Here is a 17,987-nt window from a genome sequence, read left to right as displayed (position 1 = left end):
CGGATCAGGCCGGCCCCGCAACCCAATGACCGCTGCGCCCGCCCTTCTTCTCCAGCAACTGCACGTTGTCGACGACCATTCCGCGATCTACCGCCTTGCACATGTCATACAGGGTGAGCGCCGCCACGCTGGCCGCGGTCAGGGCCTCCATTTCAACCCCGGTCTGGCCGGAGAGCTTGCAGCGGGTCAGGATATGCACCGAGGCGCCATCCTCGCCCGGATTCAGCTCAACCTTCACCGACGTCAGGTTCAGGCTATGGCACAGGGGTATCAGTTCATGGGTTTTCTTCGCCGCCATGATGCCCGCGATTCGGGCTACTGCCAGCACATCGCCCTTGGGGTGCTCGCCTTCGATGATCATTTGCAGGGTTTCCGGCGCCATGCGGATGGTGGCTTCGGCGCGGGCTTCCCGTTCGGTCACCTGCTTATCGGTGACATCGACCATGCGGGCTTCGCCCTTCTCGTCCAGGTGGGTCAGCTTGCTCACGGTTTCTCCAGAGACATGGTTGGAAATGGATTGAACAGATGTCGTCAGCATACCAGACAGAGCGAAAGCCAGCCTTGATATCTACCGGTCAGACGGCCACCAGAACCGGATTCCGGCAACACCCTGACCACCCAGCCGGCGCGCCTCAATTTCCTCCTTCGCACCAAGCCCACCCAGGGCATAAACGGGAATGACCGCCCGGGTCACCAGTGCCTCGAAGTGCTCCCAGCCCATGGCCGGACGTCCGGGATGGCTCCTCGTCGGCTGCACCGGGCCGAGGGTTGCGTAATCCGCCCCCAGGGCTGCAGCATGGGCGAGCTGCGCCGCATCGTGACAGGACACGCCCAGCCACACCGATTCCGGAACCGGACGGCTGACCAGGCCCTGAGCTTCATGCCAGGGCAGATGCAGACCACCGGCACCCGGTACCGCATCAAACATTTCGGGGCGGCCATGCAGGATCGGCGTCAGCCCCTGGTCTTCACATAAAGCCACCGCTGTGCTGGCGAAGCGGACATAGTCCTCGGGTGATAGCTCGGGAGCACGCAGAACCACACAGGTGGCCCTGGAGGCTTTCAGCCGCTCCAGCCCACTCACAAGGCTGGCCAGCCCATCCTCCGGAGAGGTCATCGCACCGGTAATCGCAAGCACCCCGGGCAGCCGCAGGGCACGGATCACCGGGCGGTTCGCTACCGGAAAATCCTGGTCGCGGAGCTGTTCTGGTTGCAGCCAGTCCACCGATTGCCCTTCCCGGCCCTCGGGCTCTCCAGAGGCCTCAGAGGTGCGCCAGACGTCCAGGAAAACCCGCTTATCGCCGTAGTCATGGCGAATTCCGATAACCGGCTCCAGGGAGGTCTCGGAGAGGCTCAGGCCGGTTTCCTCGGCAATCTCGCGGACCAGCGCCTGCTGAACGGTCTCCCCCGGCTCAACCTTGCCACCGGGGAACTCCAGCAGCCCGCCCTGATGCACGTGATCGGGGCGCCGGGCGATCAGCACCCGGCCCTCCCGGACAATGACACCGACCGCCACGTGAATCTCCCGGACCGGGCTTTGCCTTGCGGCCATGCTCAGGTCCGGTACTCCGCGTTGATGGTCACGTAATCGTGGGAGAAATCACAGGTCCACACCGTCTCCCGGATGTCACCACGCTTCAGGTCGATGGCAATGGTGATTTCCTCCTGATCCATTACCGCCTGCCCCCGGTCCTCGGAGTAATCATCGGCCCGGCCGCCCTGGCGCACCAGGCAGACATCGCCCAGGTAGATTTCCAGGGCATCGAGATCCAGGTCCGGAACGCCGGCGCGACCCACCGCCGCGAGGATCCGGCCCCAGTTCGGATCCGAGGCAAACAGCGCGGTCTTGACCAGAGGCGAGTGGGCCACAGTGTAGGCCACATCCAGGGCTTCCTGCTGGTTTGCCGCCCCGCTGACATCGATGGTGACAAACTTGGTGGCACCTTCGCCGTCGCGGACAATGGCATGGGCCAGGTCCAGGTAGACCTGCTGCAACGCCTCGCGCAGCGTCGCCAGCTCGGGGCTCTCGGCGGTAATCTCCGGGCCGCTGTACTGGCCGGAAGCCATCAGCATGCAGGCATCGTTGGTGGAAGTGTCACCGTCGATGGTAATCCGGTTGAAGGATTTCTCGCCAAGCTCCGAGGCCAGCGCCTGCAGTACATCAGGGGCAATCCGGGCGTCAGTGGCGATAAACCCGAGCATGGTGGCCATATTCGGGCGGATCATGCCGGCGCCCTTGCTGATCCCGGAAATGGTCACGGTATGGCCGCCAAGGTCCACCTGGCAGGAGGCCCCCTTTGGCCGGGTATCGGTGGTCATGATGCCACTGGCCGCCTCCGCCCAGCGACTCTCCGCGGTATTGGCCAGTGCCTCGGGCAGGGCCCCGACAATCTTGCCTACCGGCAGTGGCTCGCCGATCACGCCGGTGGAAAATGGCAGCACCTCGTCGCCACTGACACCGGCATTGTCCGCCAGCGCCTCGCAGCAGGCGATCGCGTCCTTCCTACCCCGTTCGCCGGTACCGGCATTGGCATTGCCGGTGTTGACCAGCAGATACCGGGGCGCAGTCCGGGCCAGGTGCTGCCGGCTTACGGTGACCGGCGCGGCACAGAACTGGTTGCGGGTAAAGATGCCGGCCACTCGACTGCCGGGGGCGAGTTCGAATACCACCACATCCTTCCGGCCGGGTTTCTTGATGCCCGCACTGGCAACACCCAACTTGACGCCGGCTACCGGGAAAAACTCGGGTAAGGTGCCTGGACCTACCGCCATCCTGCCTCTCCTCTCACTCAATCCAATCAGTAACTTTCAAAACGCAAAAACCCGCAGCCTGCGCTTGTCAGGTTGCGGGTCTTTGACCGGTCTCAGAGCCCCGGGGGTCAGCTAACCTTGCCGCAGCACTGCTTGTACTTCTTGCCGGACCCGCAGGGACACGGCTCGTTTCGCCCGACCTTGCGTTCCTGGCGGACGAAGGTTTCCGGCGTCGCGGACTGCCGCTCTCCCTCACCATCGCCCTCACCTTCAGCCTGGCTCTGGGCGGTGGCGCTGGTCTCGTCATGGCGCATACGGGCACGGGCCAGCTCTCTCTCGAGCTCGGCCTTGCGACGACGCTCCACCTCCTCCATTTCCTCGGGAGTCTGCACCCGGACATGGCACAGGATACGGGTAATATCCCGCTTCATGGTCTCCAGCATGTCCTCAAACAGGTTGAACGCCTCGCGCTTGTATTCCTGCTTCGGGTTCTTCTGGGCATAACCGCGCAGGTGAATGCCCCGGCGCAGGTGATCCATGTTGGACAGGTGCTCTTTCCAGAGGGTATCGAGCACCTGCAGGAACACCTGCTTCTCGAACTTGCGCATGGCTTCGGAACCAGCGATGGCTTCCTTCGCCTCGTAAGCGGCGACAATCTCGTTGAGGATCTTCTCCCGGAGGCTTTCCTCGTAGAGCTTGCTGTCTTCCTGCAGCCACTGCTGGATAGGCAGTTCGATTGCCATCTCTGACTGAAGCTGGGACTCCAGGCCCGACACATCCCACTGTTCCGGCATGCTCTGGGGCGGGATGTACTCGTTGATCAGCTCGCTGACCACGTCCTCACGGATGGTCTTGATCATGTCCGAGATGTCCTCGGAGGACATGACCTCGTTGCGCTGGTCGTAGATCACGGTACGCTGGTCGTTGGCCACGTCATCGTATTCCAGCAGGGTCTTCCGCATATCGAAGTTGCGGCCTTCCACCTTGCGCTGGGACTTCTCGATGGCGTTGGTGACCATGCGGTGCTCAATGGCCTCACCCTTCTTCATGCCCATGGCCTGCATCAGGCTCTTCACACGATCCGGGGCGAAGATCCGCATCAGGTTATCTTCCAGGGACAGGAAGAAGCGGGATGAACCGGGGTCCCCCTGACGGCCGGCACGGCCACGCAGCTGGTTATCGATCCGGCGGGACTCGTGCCGCTCGGTACCGATGATGTGCAGGCCGCCGACCTCCAGAACATGGTTATGCCGATCAGTCCACTCGGCTTTCATCTTGGCGACGGCTTCCTCGGTCGGATTCTCCATCGCCGCGACTTCGTATTCCCAGTTACCACCGAGGACGATGTCGGTACCCCGACCGGCCATATTGGTGGCAATGGTTACCGCACCCGGGCGACCGGCCTGGGCCACGATCAAGGCCTCGGACTCGTGCTGCTTGGCGTTCAGGATCTTGTGGTCGATCCGGGCTTTCTTCAGCAGCATTGACAGCAGCTCGGAGGCCTCAATGGATGCGGTACCCACGAGGATCGGACGACCCTCGGCGGTGACATCCTTGATCTCGTCAATAATGGCGTGGAATTTCTCTTCCTGGGTGAGATACACCAGATCGTTGTAGTCGATACGCTGGATCGGCTTGTTGGGCGGAATCACCACCACGTCCAGGCCATAGATCTGGCGGAATTCGAAGGCTTCGGTGTCCGCAGTACCGGTCATACCGGCCAGCTTCTCATACAGACGGAAGTAGTTCTGGAAAGTGGTCGAGGCCAGGGTCTGACTCTCGGCCTGGATCCTGACACCTTCCTTCGCCTCAATCGCCTGGTGCAAGCCTTCGCTCCAGCGACGGCCCGGCATCGTCCGGCCGGTATGCTCGTCAACGATCACCACCTGGTCACCCTGGACAATGTAATCAACATCCTTCTGGAACAGGTGATGGGCCCGCAATGCCGAGTGCACATGGTGCAGCAGGCTCAAGTTGGAGGCGGAGTAAAGGCTCTCGCCTTCGTTCAGCAGGCCGCGACTCAGCAGCAGTTCCTCGACCTTCTCATGACCAGCCTCGGTCAGTTCCACCTGCCGGGATTTTTCATCGATGGTGAAGTCGCCGGAAGGTTCGCCCTCTTCGGATACCTCCCCTTTCTCAAGGCTCGGTACCAGTTCATTGATGGCTTGGTAGAGCTTGGAGCTGTCCTCGGCGGCACCGGAGATGATCAGCGGCGTCCGGGCTTCATCGATCAGGATGGAGTCCACCTCGTCGACGATGGCGAAGTTCAGCCCGCGCTGGACCTTGTCCTCGGTGCTGAATGCCATGTTGTCGCGGAGATAGTCGAAACCGAATTCGTTGTTGGTGCCATAGGTGATGTCCGCCTGGTAGGCCGCTTTTTTCTCATCAGGGGCCTGACCGGCGACCACCACGCCCACCTGCAGACCCAGGAAACGGTAGAGTTTACCCATCCAGTCGGCGTCCCGGCGGGCCAGGTAGTCGTTGACCGTGACCACATGCACACCCTTGCCGGACAGCGAGTTGAGGTAGACCGCGGCGGTCGCCACCAGGGTCTTGCCTTCACCGGTCTTCATCTCGGCAATCCGGCCTTCGTGCAGGGTGATGCCACCAATCAGCTGAACGTCATAGTGTCGCATGCCCATGACCCGACGGCTAGCTTCCCGAACCGTGGCAAAAGCCTCCGGCAGCAGGGCGTCAAGGCTCTCGCCCTCTTCCACACGGCGGCGGAACTCAGCGGTCTTGCCCTGCAACTCGGTGTCGGAAAAATTGCCAAACTGCTCTTCAAGTTCGTTGATGCGCGCTACCTGCTTTCGCATCCTCTTGATTTCTCTGGCATTTTTGCTGCCGAACATCTTGGTTGCAAGCTTTGTGAACATAGACCACTGCTTCTTTAATTAAACGAGGGAAGCCGGCATTCTAACCTTATTTCCCGACAGGACAAAAGGTGCACCTCACAAGTGCCGGAATGAAAGTGTCGGAATGCCAACGACTTGCCCTCCGGAAGGCACAAGTGCAATGCCGGAGGGAACTGGAGAGGAAAACCGGGATACCGCGACAAGGCACCGCCGGGACTTAACGATTGGCCCGGGCAATGTATTCTACAGGATCCTTGGAGCGGCCATTCTGCAGGACCTCAAAGTGCACGTGGGGGCCCGTGGACCGACCGGTGCTGCCCATCAGGGCAACCACCTGCCCCTTCTGGACCACATCCCCGGTCTTCACCTTGACGGTCTTGCAGTGACCATAACGGGTCACCAGACCATCACCATGATCGATTTCCACCAGGTTACCATAGCCATAACGCTCACCAGCCCAGATGACAACCCCACCGGCAACGGCAATGATGTCACTACCGTCCTTGCCCGCCAGATCGACTCCGTCATGCCAGGTCCGCTTGCCGGAAAACGGGTCGGAACGATAGCCATACTTCGAGGACAACCAGCCCCAGGTGATCGGCCGGCCCTCGACATACATTTCTTCTTCCAGCTTCTGTCGGGAAGCCAGCTTGTCCAGTAGGCGCAACTGCTGCTCCCGGTCGGCCAGCTGGGCCTCCATGCGTTCGATCATGTCCGTCAGCGCCGGTGCGGAAAAGGATTCCCGGGTCTCAGGTCCCTCAGGACCACCGACAGCCGGCGGTTCATCAAAGTTAAATTCTTCGCTGGCAACCAGTCCGGACTCCACGAATCGCTGCCCCAGGGCATCCAGGCGCAACATGCGGCCCTGGAGTTCGCCGAGGTGCAGGGTCAGGGCATCAACCTGTTCACGAACCCGCTCTTCAACGGCGGCCAGTTCCTGCTGCTGGGCTTCCAGCTTGCTCTTCCAGTGTGCCACCAGTTCCGACGGCGTTGGCTCCTGTGCTTTGACCTTGCTCACTGCCACCTGGTAGCCACCCCAGACCGCCGCACTGATCAGCGCAAGTACCAGCACCAGCATACCGGCCAGGAACTTGCCGTTCAGGGCGACAACCCGGGACTTCCCGTGGTGTTTGCCTATGAGGATAATGTTCATATCGTCTTCTGGTTTCATCGGGGAGCCGCAAGCCTGATCCTGCGTGTTGCAGCCCGGGATGTCCGAATGGGTTTGGCCTATCCCTGGCGGCAACTACGTACTGAATAATCGCAGCGCCCGCTGGACATAGATATTTGTGACAATGTAAAACGAGTCTGAAGCGGGCACTACCCTTAAACCGTGCCGAAGTGTAACCAATCGTAAATGGAACCGTCGAGTAAAAACGCGTCAATGAGCCGGAAACGTGAACAGAAAACGAGCTTCGACAAGGTCGGGGGCAACCCGGCGCTGCGCGAACTCGTGGCCAAAGCCGAACTGCACCGGCAGGCGGAAGAGCAGGTCCTCAGCGCCCTCCCGAAAGAACTGGCCAGTGGTGTTCGCTTTCTCAACTGCCAGGAAGGCGAACTGATACTGTCGGCCGCCAACGCCACGCGGGCCAGCCAGATCCGTTTCCGCCAACACGAGATCATGGCCAGCATCCGGGAGCACGAGCTGTTCCGTTACGTATGGAAACTTAAGGTGAAAGTAGCGCCGCCGCGCTTCAGGGAGACAAAGTCCACCGAGAAGCAATCCCTGAGCAAAGAAAATGCCCGGCTCCTCGCAGAGGAAGCCGGGCACACGAAGGATAAAGCTTTACGCGAGGTTCTCGAAAAACTCGCAAGCCACGCCCAAGATTAAAGCGTCCTGCCTTAACCCTGAGGTGCCAGCACAGGCTTCATGTAGGAGATGGGTGCCGTGGCCTCGTCGTCGAAGGTAACCACTTCCCATGCATCCTCTTCGGCCCGGAGCTTACGGAGCAGCTTGTTGTTCAGGTCGTGACCGGACTTCACACCGCGGAACTCACCGATCAGGCTGTTACCGAGCAGGTACAGGTCGCCAATGGCATCCAGCACCTTGTGCTTGACGAACTCATCGTCGTAACGAAGACCGTCTTCGTTCAGGATCTTGTAGTCGTCAACCACGATGGCGTTATCGACTGAGCCGCCGAGTGCCAGGTTCATCGCCCGCAGCTTCTCGATGTCGCGCATGAACCCGAAGGTCCGGGCGCGGGAGACTTCCTTCACGAAGGAAGTACTGGAGAAGTCTACGGTCGCGGTTTGGGCACGGCCCTTGAACACCGGATGGTCGAAGTCGATACCGAAGGAGACCTTGAAACCCTCGAAAGGCAGGAAGGTCGCTTTCTTGTCGCCTTCTTCCACGGTAACTTCTCGCTTGATGCGGATAAAGCACTTGGCCGCGTCCTGCTCGGCGATGCCGGCAGACTGCAGCAGGAACACGAACGGTCCGGCAGAGCCGTCCATGATGGGCACTTCAGCCGCGCTGAGCTCCACGAAGCAGTTATCAATACCGAGACCAGCCATGGCTGACAGCAGGTGCTCTACTGTTGCCACACGGACACCATCTTTTACCAGCGTCGTGGACAGCATGGTCTCACCCACATTTTCCGCACAGGCGCGAATCTCGACCATCGGGTCCAGATCCGTGCGGCGGAAGATGATGCCCGAGTCTACCGGAGCCGGCTTCAGGGTCAGGTAAACCTTCTCCCCCGAGTGCAGGCCGACACCGGTAGCCCGGATGGTGTTTTTGAGTGTCCGTTGTCTGATCATCGGTTCATCATTCCGTCACAATATGGCGATATTCTGGGCAAAAAACTGCCCGGAGGATAGCAGAAATTAAGACTGAGTACCATTTGACCAAGAGGGCTTTGCCTCAACTTTACACAAAGCCAACACTCGGCACTCAGCGCACGTAATTTCCGGCAGTCAGGTTCCCTCATTCGGCAAAAAGCCGAGTTGGATTCCTGCTCGCATTACCGGCTCACACTTGCGACAGATTATCAATCAGCTTGGCGGCGAAGGAATGCGGGAATATCGAGATAGTCCACGCCCTGCTCTTCGCTCTCCTTGTTCTGATCGATAGCCACGTTGCCACTGGACACGGCGCGACGACGCAGAACCGCCGGTCGATCCAGCTGGTTGTAGTCGGTCTTGCCATCCAGGGTACGGGTGTTGTCGACAACCTTCGTCGGCTTTTCACGGTCACCGCCCAGACCGGTGGCAACAACAGTCACCTTGAGCTCGTCGGTCATTTCCGGATCAATCACGGTACCGACCACGACAGTCGCGGAATCGGATGCGAACTCACGCACAATGTCGCCAACCTCGGAGAACTCGCCCAGGTTGAGATCCATGCCGGCGGTGATATTGACCAGGATACCCTTGGCGCCCTGAAGATTGATGTCCTCGAGCAGTGGGCTGCGCACGGCGGCTTCCGCGGCTTCCCGGGCACGGTTCTCGCCGGTGGCACGGGCGGTACCCATCATCGCCATGCCCATCTCGGACATCACGGTCTTCACGTCCGCGAAGTCGACGTTGATCATGCCGTTGCGGGTAATCAGGTCGGCAATACCCTGCACAGCGCCCAGCAGTACATCGTTGGCCGAGGCAAAAGCATCCAGCAGGCTGGTTTTCTTGCCCATGACCGCCAGCAGTTTCTCGTTCGGGATGGTGATCAGGGAGTCAACGCTCTCTTCGAGCTCTTTCAGCCCCTCTTCGGCGACGCTCATGCGCTTGCCGCCTTCGAACATGAAGGGCTTGGTGACGACCGCCACCGTCAGGATACCCAGTTCCCGGGCTACCTCGGCAACGATCGGGGCGGCTCCGGTACCGGTACCACCACCCATGCCTGCGGTGATGAATACCATATCGGCGCCCTGCAGGGCTTCAGCGATGCGGTCGCGGTCCTCCAGGGCAGACTGACGCCCTACTTCCGGATTGGCGCCGGCACCCAGGCCCTTGGTAATGTTGCCACCAAGCTGGATTACCTGCCGGGCATCCAGATCGGTCAGCGCCTGGGCATCGGTGTTGGCGCAGATAAATTCCACACCTTCAACGTCGCTGTTGAGCATGTGACGTACGGCATTACCACCGCCACCACCAACACCGACGACTTTAATGACAGCGTTCTGCTGGACATTATCGACGAGTTCGAACATTTTCCCTACTCCTTCGTGCTGTAGACAGCCTATCCAGGCTGTTTTTTTCGAGATTTATGTTTCCGAGATACCTTCGTGTACTGCTTGTCCTGGACGGTCAGAAGTGACCGGTAAACCAGGCCTTCATGCGCTCAAACAGCGAGGGGGCCTCTTCCCCCTTGAGCACGGGCGCCCGCCCGAGATCCATCTGGCGGAAACCATGGATCAGCAACCCGACGCCGGTGGCGTAGATTGGGTTGTTAACCACTTCCGTCATGCCGGACACCGCCTGCGGAGAAGCCAGGCGGACCGGCATGTGGAAGATCTCCTCGGCCAGTTCCACCACGCCTTCCATGGTGGAGGAACCGCCGGTAATCACGATGCCTGCGGGAATCAGGTCTTCAAATCCGGACCGGCGCAGTTCCGACTGCACCAGGGTGAAAAGCTCCTCATAACGGGGCTCCACCACTTCGGCCAGTGCCTGCCGCGAAAGATCACGCGGAGCACGGTCGCCGACGCTCGGCACCTTGATGGTTTCATCGGCACCTGCGAGCTGGGTCAGCGCGCAGGCATACTTGATCTTGATCTCCTCGGCATTCTGGGTCGGAGTCCGCAGTGCCATGGCAATGTCGTTGGTGACCTGGTCCCCGGCAATCGGGATCACCGCGGTGTGACGGATGGCGCCTCCGGTAAAAACGGCAATGTCGGTGGTGCCACCACCGACATCCACCACGCAGACTCCAAGCTCCTTCTCGTCCTCGGTCAGGATGGCGTGGCTGGAAGCCAGCTGCTCCAGGATGATGTCATCCACTTCCAGACCGCAGCGCTTGACGCATTTCTCGATGTTCTGGGCTGCGTTTACCGCACAGGTCACCAGGTGCACCTTGGCCTCCAGGCGAACACCGGACATGCCCATGGGTTCCTTGATACCCTCCTGACTGTCAATCACAAACTCCTGCGGCAGGATATGCAGGATCTTCTGGTCGGCGGGAATAGCCACCGCCTGGGCGGCGTCAATAACCCGGTCGATATCCGCCTGGGTCACCTCCCGGTCGCGGATAGCCACGATGCCATGGGAGTTCAGGCTCTTGATGTGGCTGCCCGCGATCCCCGCATACACCGAGTGGATCCGGCAGCCGGCCATGAGCTCGGCCTCCTCGACAGCGCGCTGAATGGCCTGCACGGTGGTCTCGATATTGACCACCACACCGCGCTTAAGGCCCCGGGACGGGTGGGAACCGATCCCCACCACCTCAATGGTGCCGTCCATCTTGCGCTTGCCGACAATCGCAACCACCTTCGAGGTTCCGATATCGAGGCCAACAATCATGTTTTCCGTTTCAACCGATGACATGTGTTCCACCAAACCGTTGGTCTGTCGTTAAATTGCTATGATTTCGGTCCGGAAGCCTCAACTGCCTGCTTCCACTGCACCGCCACACCATTGGTGTAGCGGGCATCCACCCTGCTGACTTCGTCCGAGCGGGAGGCCAGCCGGGTTTCATAAACTGTCATGAAACGCTCAAAGCGCTCATCGACCTGATCTCTTCCCAGCACCACCTCGATGCCGTTCGCGAGGGTGAGGGTCCAGGCGCCCCGGGCCTCCAGTGCCAGGCCGGCGAAGCCCAGTCCGTGACTGACCAGCCGATCGTTCATGGTCTGCGCCGTCCGGATCACCTCCCGTACCCGCTCGTCCGGACCTGCCAAACGGGGCAGACGGCCCGCCACCTCGGGATTGGGCGGTCTGAACAGCTCGCCCGTGCGGCTGACCAGGCGACCATCGGTCCAGTACGCCAGCGGCTTCTTCTCCCGGATATCGATCACCAGCCGATCAGGCCAGACCCGTCGAACCGCGGCAGAAGCCACCCAGGCGCGCTGCTCCAGCTCCTCCTTGATATCGGACAGGTCGGTCGCAAAATAGCTTTTCCCGATCCAGTTGCCTGCCTGACGCTCAATGGCCACCTGACTGTCCCCGACAAAGTCACCGTTCACATCGATCGCCAGGATCTGCTGATCCATCGCGCCCAGAACCTTACCGGTACCCCAGGGCACCAGAGCTGCCAATAATACGATCAGGGCTCCCAGCCCCACCTGCAGCCAGGGCAAGGCGGCCAGAATGCCCCTGAGAACACCAAACCGGTCCCGCTCGGGACCGAGGGACGTTGCCCCCCGGCGCCGCGGGGGCTCGGACGGAAACGTCCGACTCCGGATCAGCAGGTTCTCAAGCATTGGCATCCTCCAGTGTGTCGCGGAGTATCCGCACGACCAGTTCATCAAATCCAATGCCTGCCGCCCGTGCCGCCATCGGCACCAGGCTGTGGTCGGTCATGCCGGGCACCGTGTTCACCTCGAGCAGCCAGAAACGGCCATCGGCATCCCGCATGACATCCACCCGGCCCCAGGTCCGGCAGCCCACTACCCGGAACGCGTCCAGGGCAAGGTGCTGGAGCCGCAGCTCATCCTCGGGCGCCAGCCCGCAGGGAATCCGGTAATGGGTGTCGTCGGCCAGGTACTTGGCCTCATAGTCATAAAACGCATGGTCGGTGCTGGCACTCAGACCAATGGCTGGAAGCGCCCGGTCCTGCAACAGGCTCACGGTGAATTCCGGCCCCTCGATCCACTCCTCCACCAACACCAGGTCGTCCATCTCCGCAGCAGCCCGATAGGCCTCTACCAGTTCGGATTCGGACCGCACCTTGCGGATGCCGATGCTTGAACCCTCGTGCGCCGGCTTGACGCTCAGGGGCGGCCGCAGCTCGGCCATGATCCTGCCAGCATCGTCCTCGGCGGTCATCGCGCGGAATTTCGGTGTCGGCAGGCCGCAGCCTTCGAACACGTACTTGGTGCGGAGCTTGTCCATGGCCAGGGCTGAAGCCAGCATCGCGCTACCGGTGTAGGGAATACCGGCCTGGGACAGGATTGCCTGCAGTGTTCCGTCCTCGCCGCCACGGCCATGCAGGGCAATAAACACCCGGTCGAAATCCGGATCCTCAACGGTTTTTAGCAGACAACCCCGGACATCTACCCCAAACGAGTCCACGCCGGCAGACTGCAAGGCCGCCAGCACAGCCCTGCCGCTCTTCAGAGAAACGTCGCGCTCGGCGGAATCGCCACCCATGAACACGGCAACCCGGCCCAGCGCCTTCACCAGCTCCGGATCTGCCTGATAATCCTGTATCTCGTTGTGGTGCATATCAGTCACCAGAAATCACTCCCGCTGCCGCCAGCCGGGCAGCCACGCCACCAATATCGCCGGCGCCCTGGGTAATCAGCAGGTCGCCATCCTGCAGTACATTGACCAGCAGACTCTCGATTTCGCTGTTATCCTCGACAAACACCGGCTCCACCTTACCCCGCTGGCGAATGCTCCGGCACAGGGAGCGGCCATCCGCGCCCGGAATCGCCGGTTCGCCGGCGGAATACACGTCCATCAGAAGGAGACCGTCCACTTCCGACAGCACCCGGACGAAGTCCTCGTAGAGGTCACGGGTGCGGGTATAGCGGTGTGGCTGGTATAACATCACCAGCCTGCGGTCCGGCCAGGCATCATGGGCGGCACGGATCACCGCCTCCACCTCGGTCGGGTGATGCCCGTAATCGTCTACCAGGGTGATGGTGCCTTTCGGGGTCTGGTAATCGCCGTACACCTGGAACCGGCGGCCAACGCCGGCAAACCCGGCCAGCCCCTTGCAGATGGCCTCATCCGCCACCCCTTCGTCGGTAGCAACGGCAATGGCTGCCAGGGCATTGAGCACGTTATGGCGCCCCGGCATCCGCAACTCCACCGGCAGGTCACTGCGACCACCCGGGCGTTTGACCACGAAACGGATTTTAAGGCCATCGGAGGTAATCTGCTCGGCCCGGTAATCCGCCTCGGGGTTGTCAATACCGTAGGTGACGATGGCCCGGGAGATCCTCGGGATGATTTCCTGCACATAGCCGTCGTCCACACACATCACGGCGACGCCATAGAACGGCAGATTGTGGAGGAAATCGACGAAGGTCTGCTTCAGCTTCTCAACATCACCGCCATAGGTATCCATGTGGTCGGCTTCGATGTTGGTTACCACGGAAATCACCGGAGTCAGGTGCAGGAAAGAAGCATCGCTCTCATCCGCTTCCGCCACCAGGTAGCGGGAACCACCCAACTGGGCGTTGGTTCCGGCACTGTTCAGCTTTCCACCGATAACGAACGTGGGATCAAGGCCCGCCTCACCCAATACCGAGGCAATCAGACTGGTGGTCGTGGTCTTGCCATGGGTGCCGGCCACGGCAATACCGTGGCGGTAACGCATGATCTCCGCCAGCATCTCGGCCCGCGGCACGATGGGTACCCTGCGGTTCCGTGCGGCCACCACTTCCGGGTTGTCCGACTTGACCGCAGTGGACACCACGACCACATCAGCCCGTGCGCTGTTCTCTTCACGGTGGCCGATCTGGACCTCGACACCCAGGGATTTCAGCCGTTCGGTCACCGATCCTTCCTTCAGATCGGAACCGGAAACCTCATAGCCCTGGTTCTTAAGGACCTCGGCGATACCACTCATGCCAGCGCCACCGATCCCGACAAAGTGGATGTGGCGAATCCGGCGCATTTCCGGCACCTGATAGACCAGTGGCGGATTGGTTGCATCAGCCATTGGCGGCCTCCAGACAGTAATTCACGACTCTCTCCGTTGCATCCGGGCGGGCCAGCGTTCGTGCAGCCTTCGCCATATTCATGACCCTGGTCCGGTCCTTTGCCAGGTCTTGCAGGGTTTCAGCCAGAACTGCCGGTGTCAGTTTTGGCTGTGGAATCAGCACCGCCGCCTTCGCATCCACCATCTGCTTCGCATTGGCCGTCTGGTGGTCATCCACGGCATGGGGAAACGGCACCAGTACGGCACCGATACCCGCCGCGCAAAGCTCGGAGACCGTCAGCGCTCCCGAGCGACAGATGACCACATCTGCCCAGCTGTAAGCCTCAGCCATATCCCTGATAAACGGCTCGATACTGGCCGTAACACCCTGTGCCTCGTAGGCGGTTTTCGCTTCATCCAGGTTCTTCTCACCACACTGATGACGCACCTCCGGCCGTTCCGCTTCCGGGATCAGAGCCAGTGCCTCGGGCAACTGCTGGTTGAACACCCGGGCGCCGAGGCTGCCGCCGACCACCAGCACCCGCAGTTGGCCCGACCGGCCCGCCATTCGGGTTTCCGGCTCCGGCAGGCTGGCCAGGTCCTCGCGCACCGGGTTACCGGTACATCGGGTCACCACATCGGCTCCGAAACTCCCCGGAAACGCTTCCAGCACGGTATCGGCACACCGCACCAGAATCCGGTTGGTCATCCCGGCAATCGCATTCTGCTCGTGGATCACCAGCGGCGTGCGGGTGAGCCAGGCCGCCAGGCCGCCCGGACCGGTCACGAACCCGCCCATGCCGACGACACAGTCGGGACGGATCTGCCGCACGACCGTGAAGGCTTCTCCCAGTGCCCGCATCAGGCGGAACGGCGCCAGCAACAGGGCCAGCTTGCCTTTGCCACGTAGGCCCGAGATGTGGATGAGCGACAACCGGATGTCGGTTTCACCGATCAGTCTCTGCTCCATTCCGCCGGCGGCGCCCAGCCAATAAACCTCATGTCCCCTGGCCTCGAGGGCCCGGGCAGTGGCCAGCGCCGGGAACACATGGCCCCCGGTGCCGCCAGCCATTATCAGGAAGCGATGGGACTCAGTCATACACCGCCCCTCCCCGTTTCCTTGAACTGTTTTTCTCACTGGCCACGCGTACCTTGTCCAGCCGTTCCATTTCAATGCGCACGAGTACACCAATGCACACACAGGTAATCATCAGGCTTGAACCGCCATAACTCACCAATGGCAGGGTCAGGCCCTTGGTTGGTAGCAGCCCGGTGCTGACCGCCATGTTGATCCAGGCCTGCAGCCCGATCAGAAGCGTCAGGCCATAGGCAAAACAGGCGCCAAACGGCATTTCAGCCTTCTCCGCCCGGCGGGCAATCACGAAGCCCGAGACCACCAGGACGGTGAACAACGCCAGTACCAGCAACGACCCCAGCAGACCAAATTCCTCGGCAATAATCGCGAAGATAAAGTCGGTATGGGCTTCAGGCAGATAGAAGAGCTTCTGGATCGAGTTGCCCAGGCCAACACCGGCCCACTCGCCACGGCCGAAGGCAATCAGCGACTGGGTCAGCTGGTATCCGGTATCGAACTGGTCTTTCCAGGGATCCAGGTAGCTCACCACCCGCTTCAGCCGGTATGGCTGTGTCAGCACCAGCACGGTGCCAAGGGCCACCAGGATCGCGATCAACGGCAAGAACCGGGTCAACCGGACACCGCTGAGAAAGATCATGCCGGCCGCCGCCGTCACCAGTACCACCGTGGCACCAAAATCCGGCTGGATAACCAGCAGGACCGAGGCCACCCCCAACACCACCAGCGGCTTCAGGAAGCCGGGCCAGGTATTGAGCAGCTCGTCCCGCCGGCGCACCACGTAACCGGCGAGGTAGGCAATCAGACACAGTTTTGCCACCTCGGACACCTGCACGTTGAATAGGCCAAACGGGATCCACCGAGTGGATCCATTAACCGTGCGCCCCATGGGCGTCAGTACCAGCACCAGCACCAGCAGACCGATGCCCAGCAGCAACCAGCCACTACGTTCCCACCAGGCAACCGGCACATTGACCGCCACCAGAGCCAGGGCACCGCCCATGGCGGCGAACAGCAACTGGCGGATCACATAGTGGTAACTGTTACCCATGGTTTCCGCCGCCATGTCCATGGATGCGGATGAAATCATCACCACACCGACCACCAGCAACGCTGCCGCACTGATCACCAGCACCGGCAGAGGCTGGATTTCACCCAGCCAGCTGTTGCGGGTCGGAAGGCTGATTCCGGCAGACATCAGAGCGCCTCCACCAGGGTTCGGAACTGGTCACCGCGATCCAGATAGTCGCAGAACATGTCAAAACTGGCACACGCCGGTGACAGCAGCACCCGGTCACCCGGCCGGGCCTCTTTCCGGGCGGCCGAAACCGCTTCGCTCAGGGTCCCGGCCCGCACTGTCGGCATGCCGCTACCAATGGCATCGGCTATCCGGTCTGCATCCGAGCCGATCACCACCACCGCCCGGCAATACAGCGCGACCGGTGCCTCCAGGGGCGCGAAGTCGGCCCCCTTGCCATCACCGCCTGCAATCAGCACCACCTTGCCCTGCTCCGGGGCCAGACTCTCGATGGCCGCCACCGTAGCCCCCACGTTGGTGCCCTTGGAGTCATTGATGTAGTCAACGCCCTCGAAACTGCGAACGAACTCGCAGCGGTGGGGCAGCCCCCGAAACTCGCGGGCCACCTGCAGCATCACGTCCATCGGGAAGCCAGCTGCGTGCCCAAGGGCGAGCGCTGCCATGACATTGCTGACGTTGTGGCGGCCCAGCAGCCGGAGCTCACTGGTGAGCAGCAGGTTGTCGAACCCGAAGGTGATCCAGGTACCCTGGTCGTCGTCCCGGGTACTGAAGGTGTCCGGGTTCACCCGGTGAAAACCAAAACACAGGAACCGCAGGGTATCGCGGGCCATGGGTGTGCTCAGTGCATCATCCAGGTTGACGATGGCATTCCTGGCACCCCGGAAAATCCGCTGCTTGGCCTGGAAGTAGGCCATCTTGTTCGGATAACGGTCCATGTGGTCATCGCTGACATTCAGAACCGTGGCAGCCAGGGCATTCAGCTCGTCAGTGGTCTCCAGCTGGAAACTGGACAGCTCCAGCACGTAGAGCTCGGCGCTGCGTCCAAGCAGGTCCAGGGCCGGGGTGCCGATGTTGCCTCCGACTTCCACCTTGCGCCCGGCCGCCTTCGCCATCTCGCCGACCAGCGTGGTGACCGTGGTCTTGCCGTTGGAACCGGTGATGGCAATGATCGGCGCATCCGCCGCCTCGGCGAACAGGTCGATATCGCCCCGGATCCGGGCGCCGCGCTCGGCCGCGCCTGCGATGGCCGGCTCGGCTATGCTGATGCCCGGGCTGACCACCAGCTCATTGAACCCGGCGAACAGTTCGGCATCGAACGCCCCCAGGTGAACCGGCACCTCCGGCCAGTTCGAACGCAGCTCATCCAGGCCAGGCGGCGCGGTGCGGCTGTCCGCCACTGCGACCTCCCGCCCCTGTCCGGACAGGTAGCGCACACACGAGAGCCCGGTCTTGCCGAGCCCTACCACTAATGTGCGACGATCCGAAGCAATGACACTCATAGCC

At 61.4% G+C, this 17,987-nt stretch carries 14 protein-coding genes and 1 pseudogene; 1 reads left to right on the top strand and 14 read right to left on the bottom strand.

Annotated elements, in window-relative coordinates; all coding sequences use genetic code 11:
* Positions 1-4: 4 nt before the first annotated feature.
* The 5 genes from moaC to R6W86_RS16240 form a co-directional block, all read right to left on the bottom strand.
* Positions 5-538 carry a cyclic pyranopterin monophosphate synthase MoaC gene (moaC, locus tag R6W86_RS16260; protein ID WP_410330402.1) on the bottom strand — a complete coding sequence of 178 codons (534 nt, stop codon included), beginning with the start codon at positions 536-538 and terminating at the stop codon, positions 5-7.
* A gap of 30 nt (positions 539-568) precedes the next feature.
* Positions 569-1,552, bottom strand: coding sequence for a Nudix family hydrolase (locus R6W86_RS16255; protein ID WP_410330401.1), 984 nt, complete (start codon positions 1,550-1,552; stop codon positions 569-571).
* Positions 1,553-1,554: 2 nt separating this feature from the next.
* Positions 1,555-2,772: a bifunctional glutamate N-acetyltransferase/amino-acid acetyltransferase ArgJ gene (argJ, locus tag R6W86_RS16250; RefSeq protein ID WP_410330400.1), complete on the bottom strand. Its 1,218-nt coding sequence runs from the start codon at positions 2,770-2,772 to the stop codon at positions 1,555-1,557.
* 107 nt (positions 2,773-2,879) lie between these two features.
* A complete protein-coding gene (secA, locus tag R6W86_RS16245) occupies positions 2,880-5,627 on the bottom strand; it encodes a preprotein translocase subunit SecA (RefSeq protein WP_410330399.1) in 2,748 nt (915 codons plus the stop codon).
* Positions 5,628-5,823: 196 nt separating this feature from the next.
* On the bottom strand, positions 5,824-6,759 hold the full coding sequence (locus R6W86_RS16240; protein ID WP_410330398.1) for a peptidoglycan DD-metalloendopeptidase family protein: 936 nt from the start codon (positions 6,757-6,759) through the stop codon (positions 5,824-5,826).
* 231 nt (positions 6,760-6,990) lie between these two features.
* Between R6W86_RS16240 and R6W86_RS16235 the strand changes: the two genes are divergently transcribed.
* Positions 6,991-7,437 (top strand): DUF721 domain-containing protein, encoded by a 447-nt coding sequence (locus tag R6W86_RS16235; protein ID WP_410330397.1) that lies wholly within the window; start codon positions 6,991-6,993, stop codon positions 7,435-7,437.
* Positions 7,438-7,448: 11 nt separating this feature from the next.
* Here the strand turns inward: R6W86_RS16235 and lpxC are convergent, their stop codons facing one another.
* The 9 genes and pseudogenes from lpxC to murD form a co-directional block, all read right to left on the bottom strand.
* Positions 7,449-8,366 carry a UDP-3-O-acyl-N-acetylglucosamine deacetylase gene (gene lpxC, locus R6W86_RS16230; protein WP_410330396.1) on the bottom strand — a complete coding sequence of 306 codons (918 nt, stop codon included), beginning with the start codon at positions 8,364-8,366 and terminating at the stop codon, positions 7,449-7,451.
* 398 nt (positions 8,367-8,764) lie between these two features.
* Positions 8,765-9,754, bottom strand: a pseudogene (gene ftsZ, locus R6W86_RS16225) (cell division protein FtsZ); the annotation flags it as partial.
* A gap of 97 nt (positions 9,755-9,851) precedes the next feature.
* Entirely contained in the window at positions 9,852-11,087 is a 1,236-nt protein-coding gene (gene ftsA, locus R6W86_RS16220; RefSeq protein ID WP_410330395.1) for a cell division protein FtsA, read from the bottom strand.
* Between the two features lie 35 nt (positions 11,088-11,122).
* Complete coding sequence (locus tag R6W86_RS16215) at positions 11,123-11,962, bottom strand: cell division protein FtsQ/DivIB (protein ID WP_410330394.1); 840 nt, start codon at positions 11,960-11,962, stop codon at positions 11,123-11,125.
* On the bottom strand, positions 11,955-12,935 hold the full coding sequence (locus tag R6W86_RS16210) for a D-alanine--D-alanine ligase (RefSeq protein ID WP_410330393.1): 981 nt from the start codon (positions 12,933-12,935) through the stop codon (positions 11,955-11,957). The genes R6W86_RS16215 and R6W86_RS16210 overlap by 8 nt, the downstream gene beginning before the upstream one ends.
* Positions 12,928-14,373, bottom strand: coding sequence for a UDP-N-acetylmuramate--L-alanine ligase (gene murC / locus R6W86_RS16205; protein WP_410330392.1), 1,446 nt, complete (start codon positions 14,371-14,373; stop codon positions 12,928-12,930). The genes R6W86_RS16210 and murC overlap by 8 nt, the downstream gene beginning before the upstream one ends.
* Positions 14,366-15,451, bottom strand: a complete 1,086-nt coding sequence (gene murG / locus R6W86_RS16200; protein ID WP_410330391.1) for an undecaprenyldiphospho-muramoylpentapeptide beta-N-acetylglucosaminyltransferase — start codon at positions 15,449-15,451, stop codon at positions 14,366-14,368. The genes murC and murG overlap by 8 nt, the downstream gene beginning before the upstream one ends.
* Positions 15,444-16,643, bottom strand: coding sequence for a putative lipid II flippase FtsW (ftsW, locus tag R6W86_RS16195; protein WP_410330390.1), 1,200 nt, complete (start codon positions 16,641-16,643; stop codon positions 15,444-15,446). Before ftsW ends, murG begins: the two co-directional genes overlap by 8 nt.
* Positions 16,643-17,983, bottom strand: a complete 1,341-nt coding sequence (gene murD, locus R6W86_RS16190; RefSeq protein WP_410330389.1) for a UDP-N-acetylmuramoyl-L-alanine--D-glutamate ligase — start codon at positions 17,981-17,983, stop codon at positions 16,643-16,645. The genes ftsW and murD overlap by 1 nt, the downstream gene beginning before the upstream one ends.
* Positions 17,984-17,987: the final 4 nt, after the last annotated feature.

It is taken from the genome of Marinobacter sp. (assembly GCF_046484525.1).
GTDB lineage: Bacteria > Pseudomonadota > Gammaproteobacteria > Pseudomonadales > Oleiphilaceae > Marinobacter.
The sequence above is the reverse complement of the archived record's forward strand: the minus strand, read 5'-3'. Positions and strand labels throughout refer to the sequence as shown.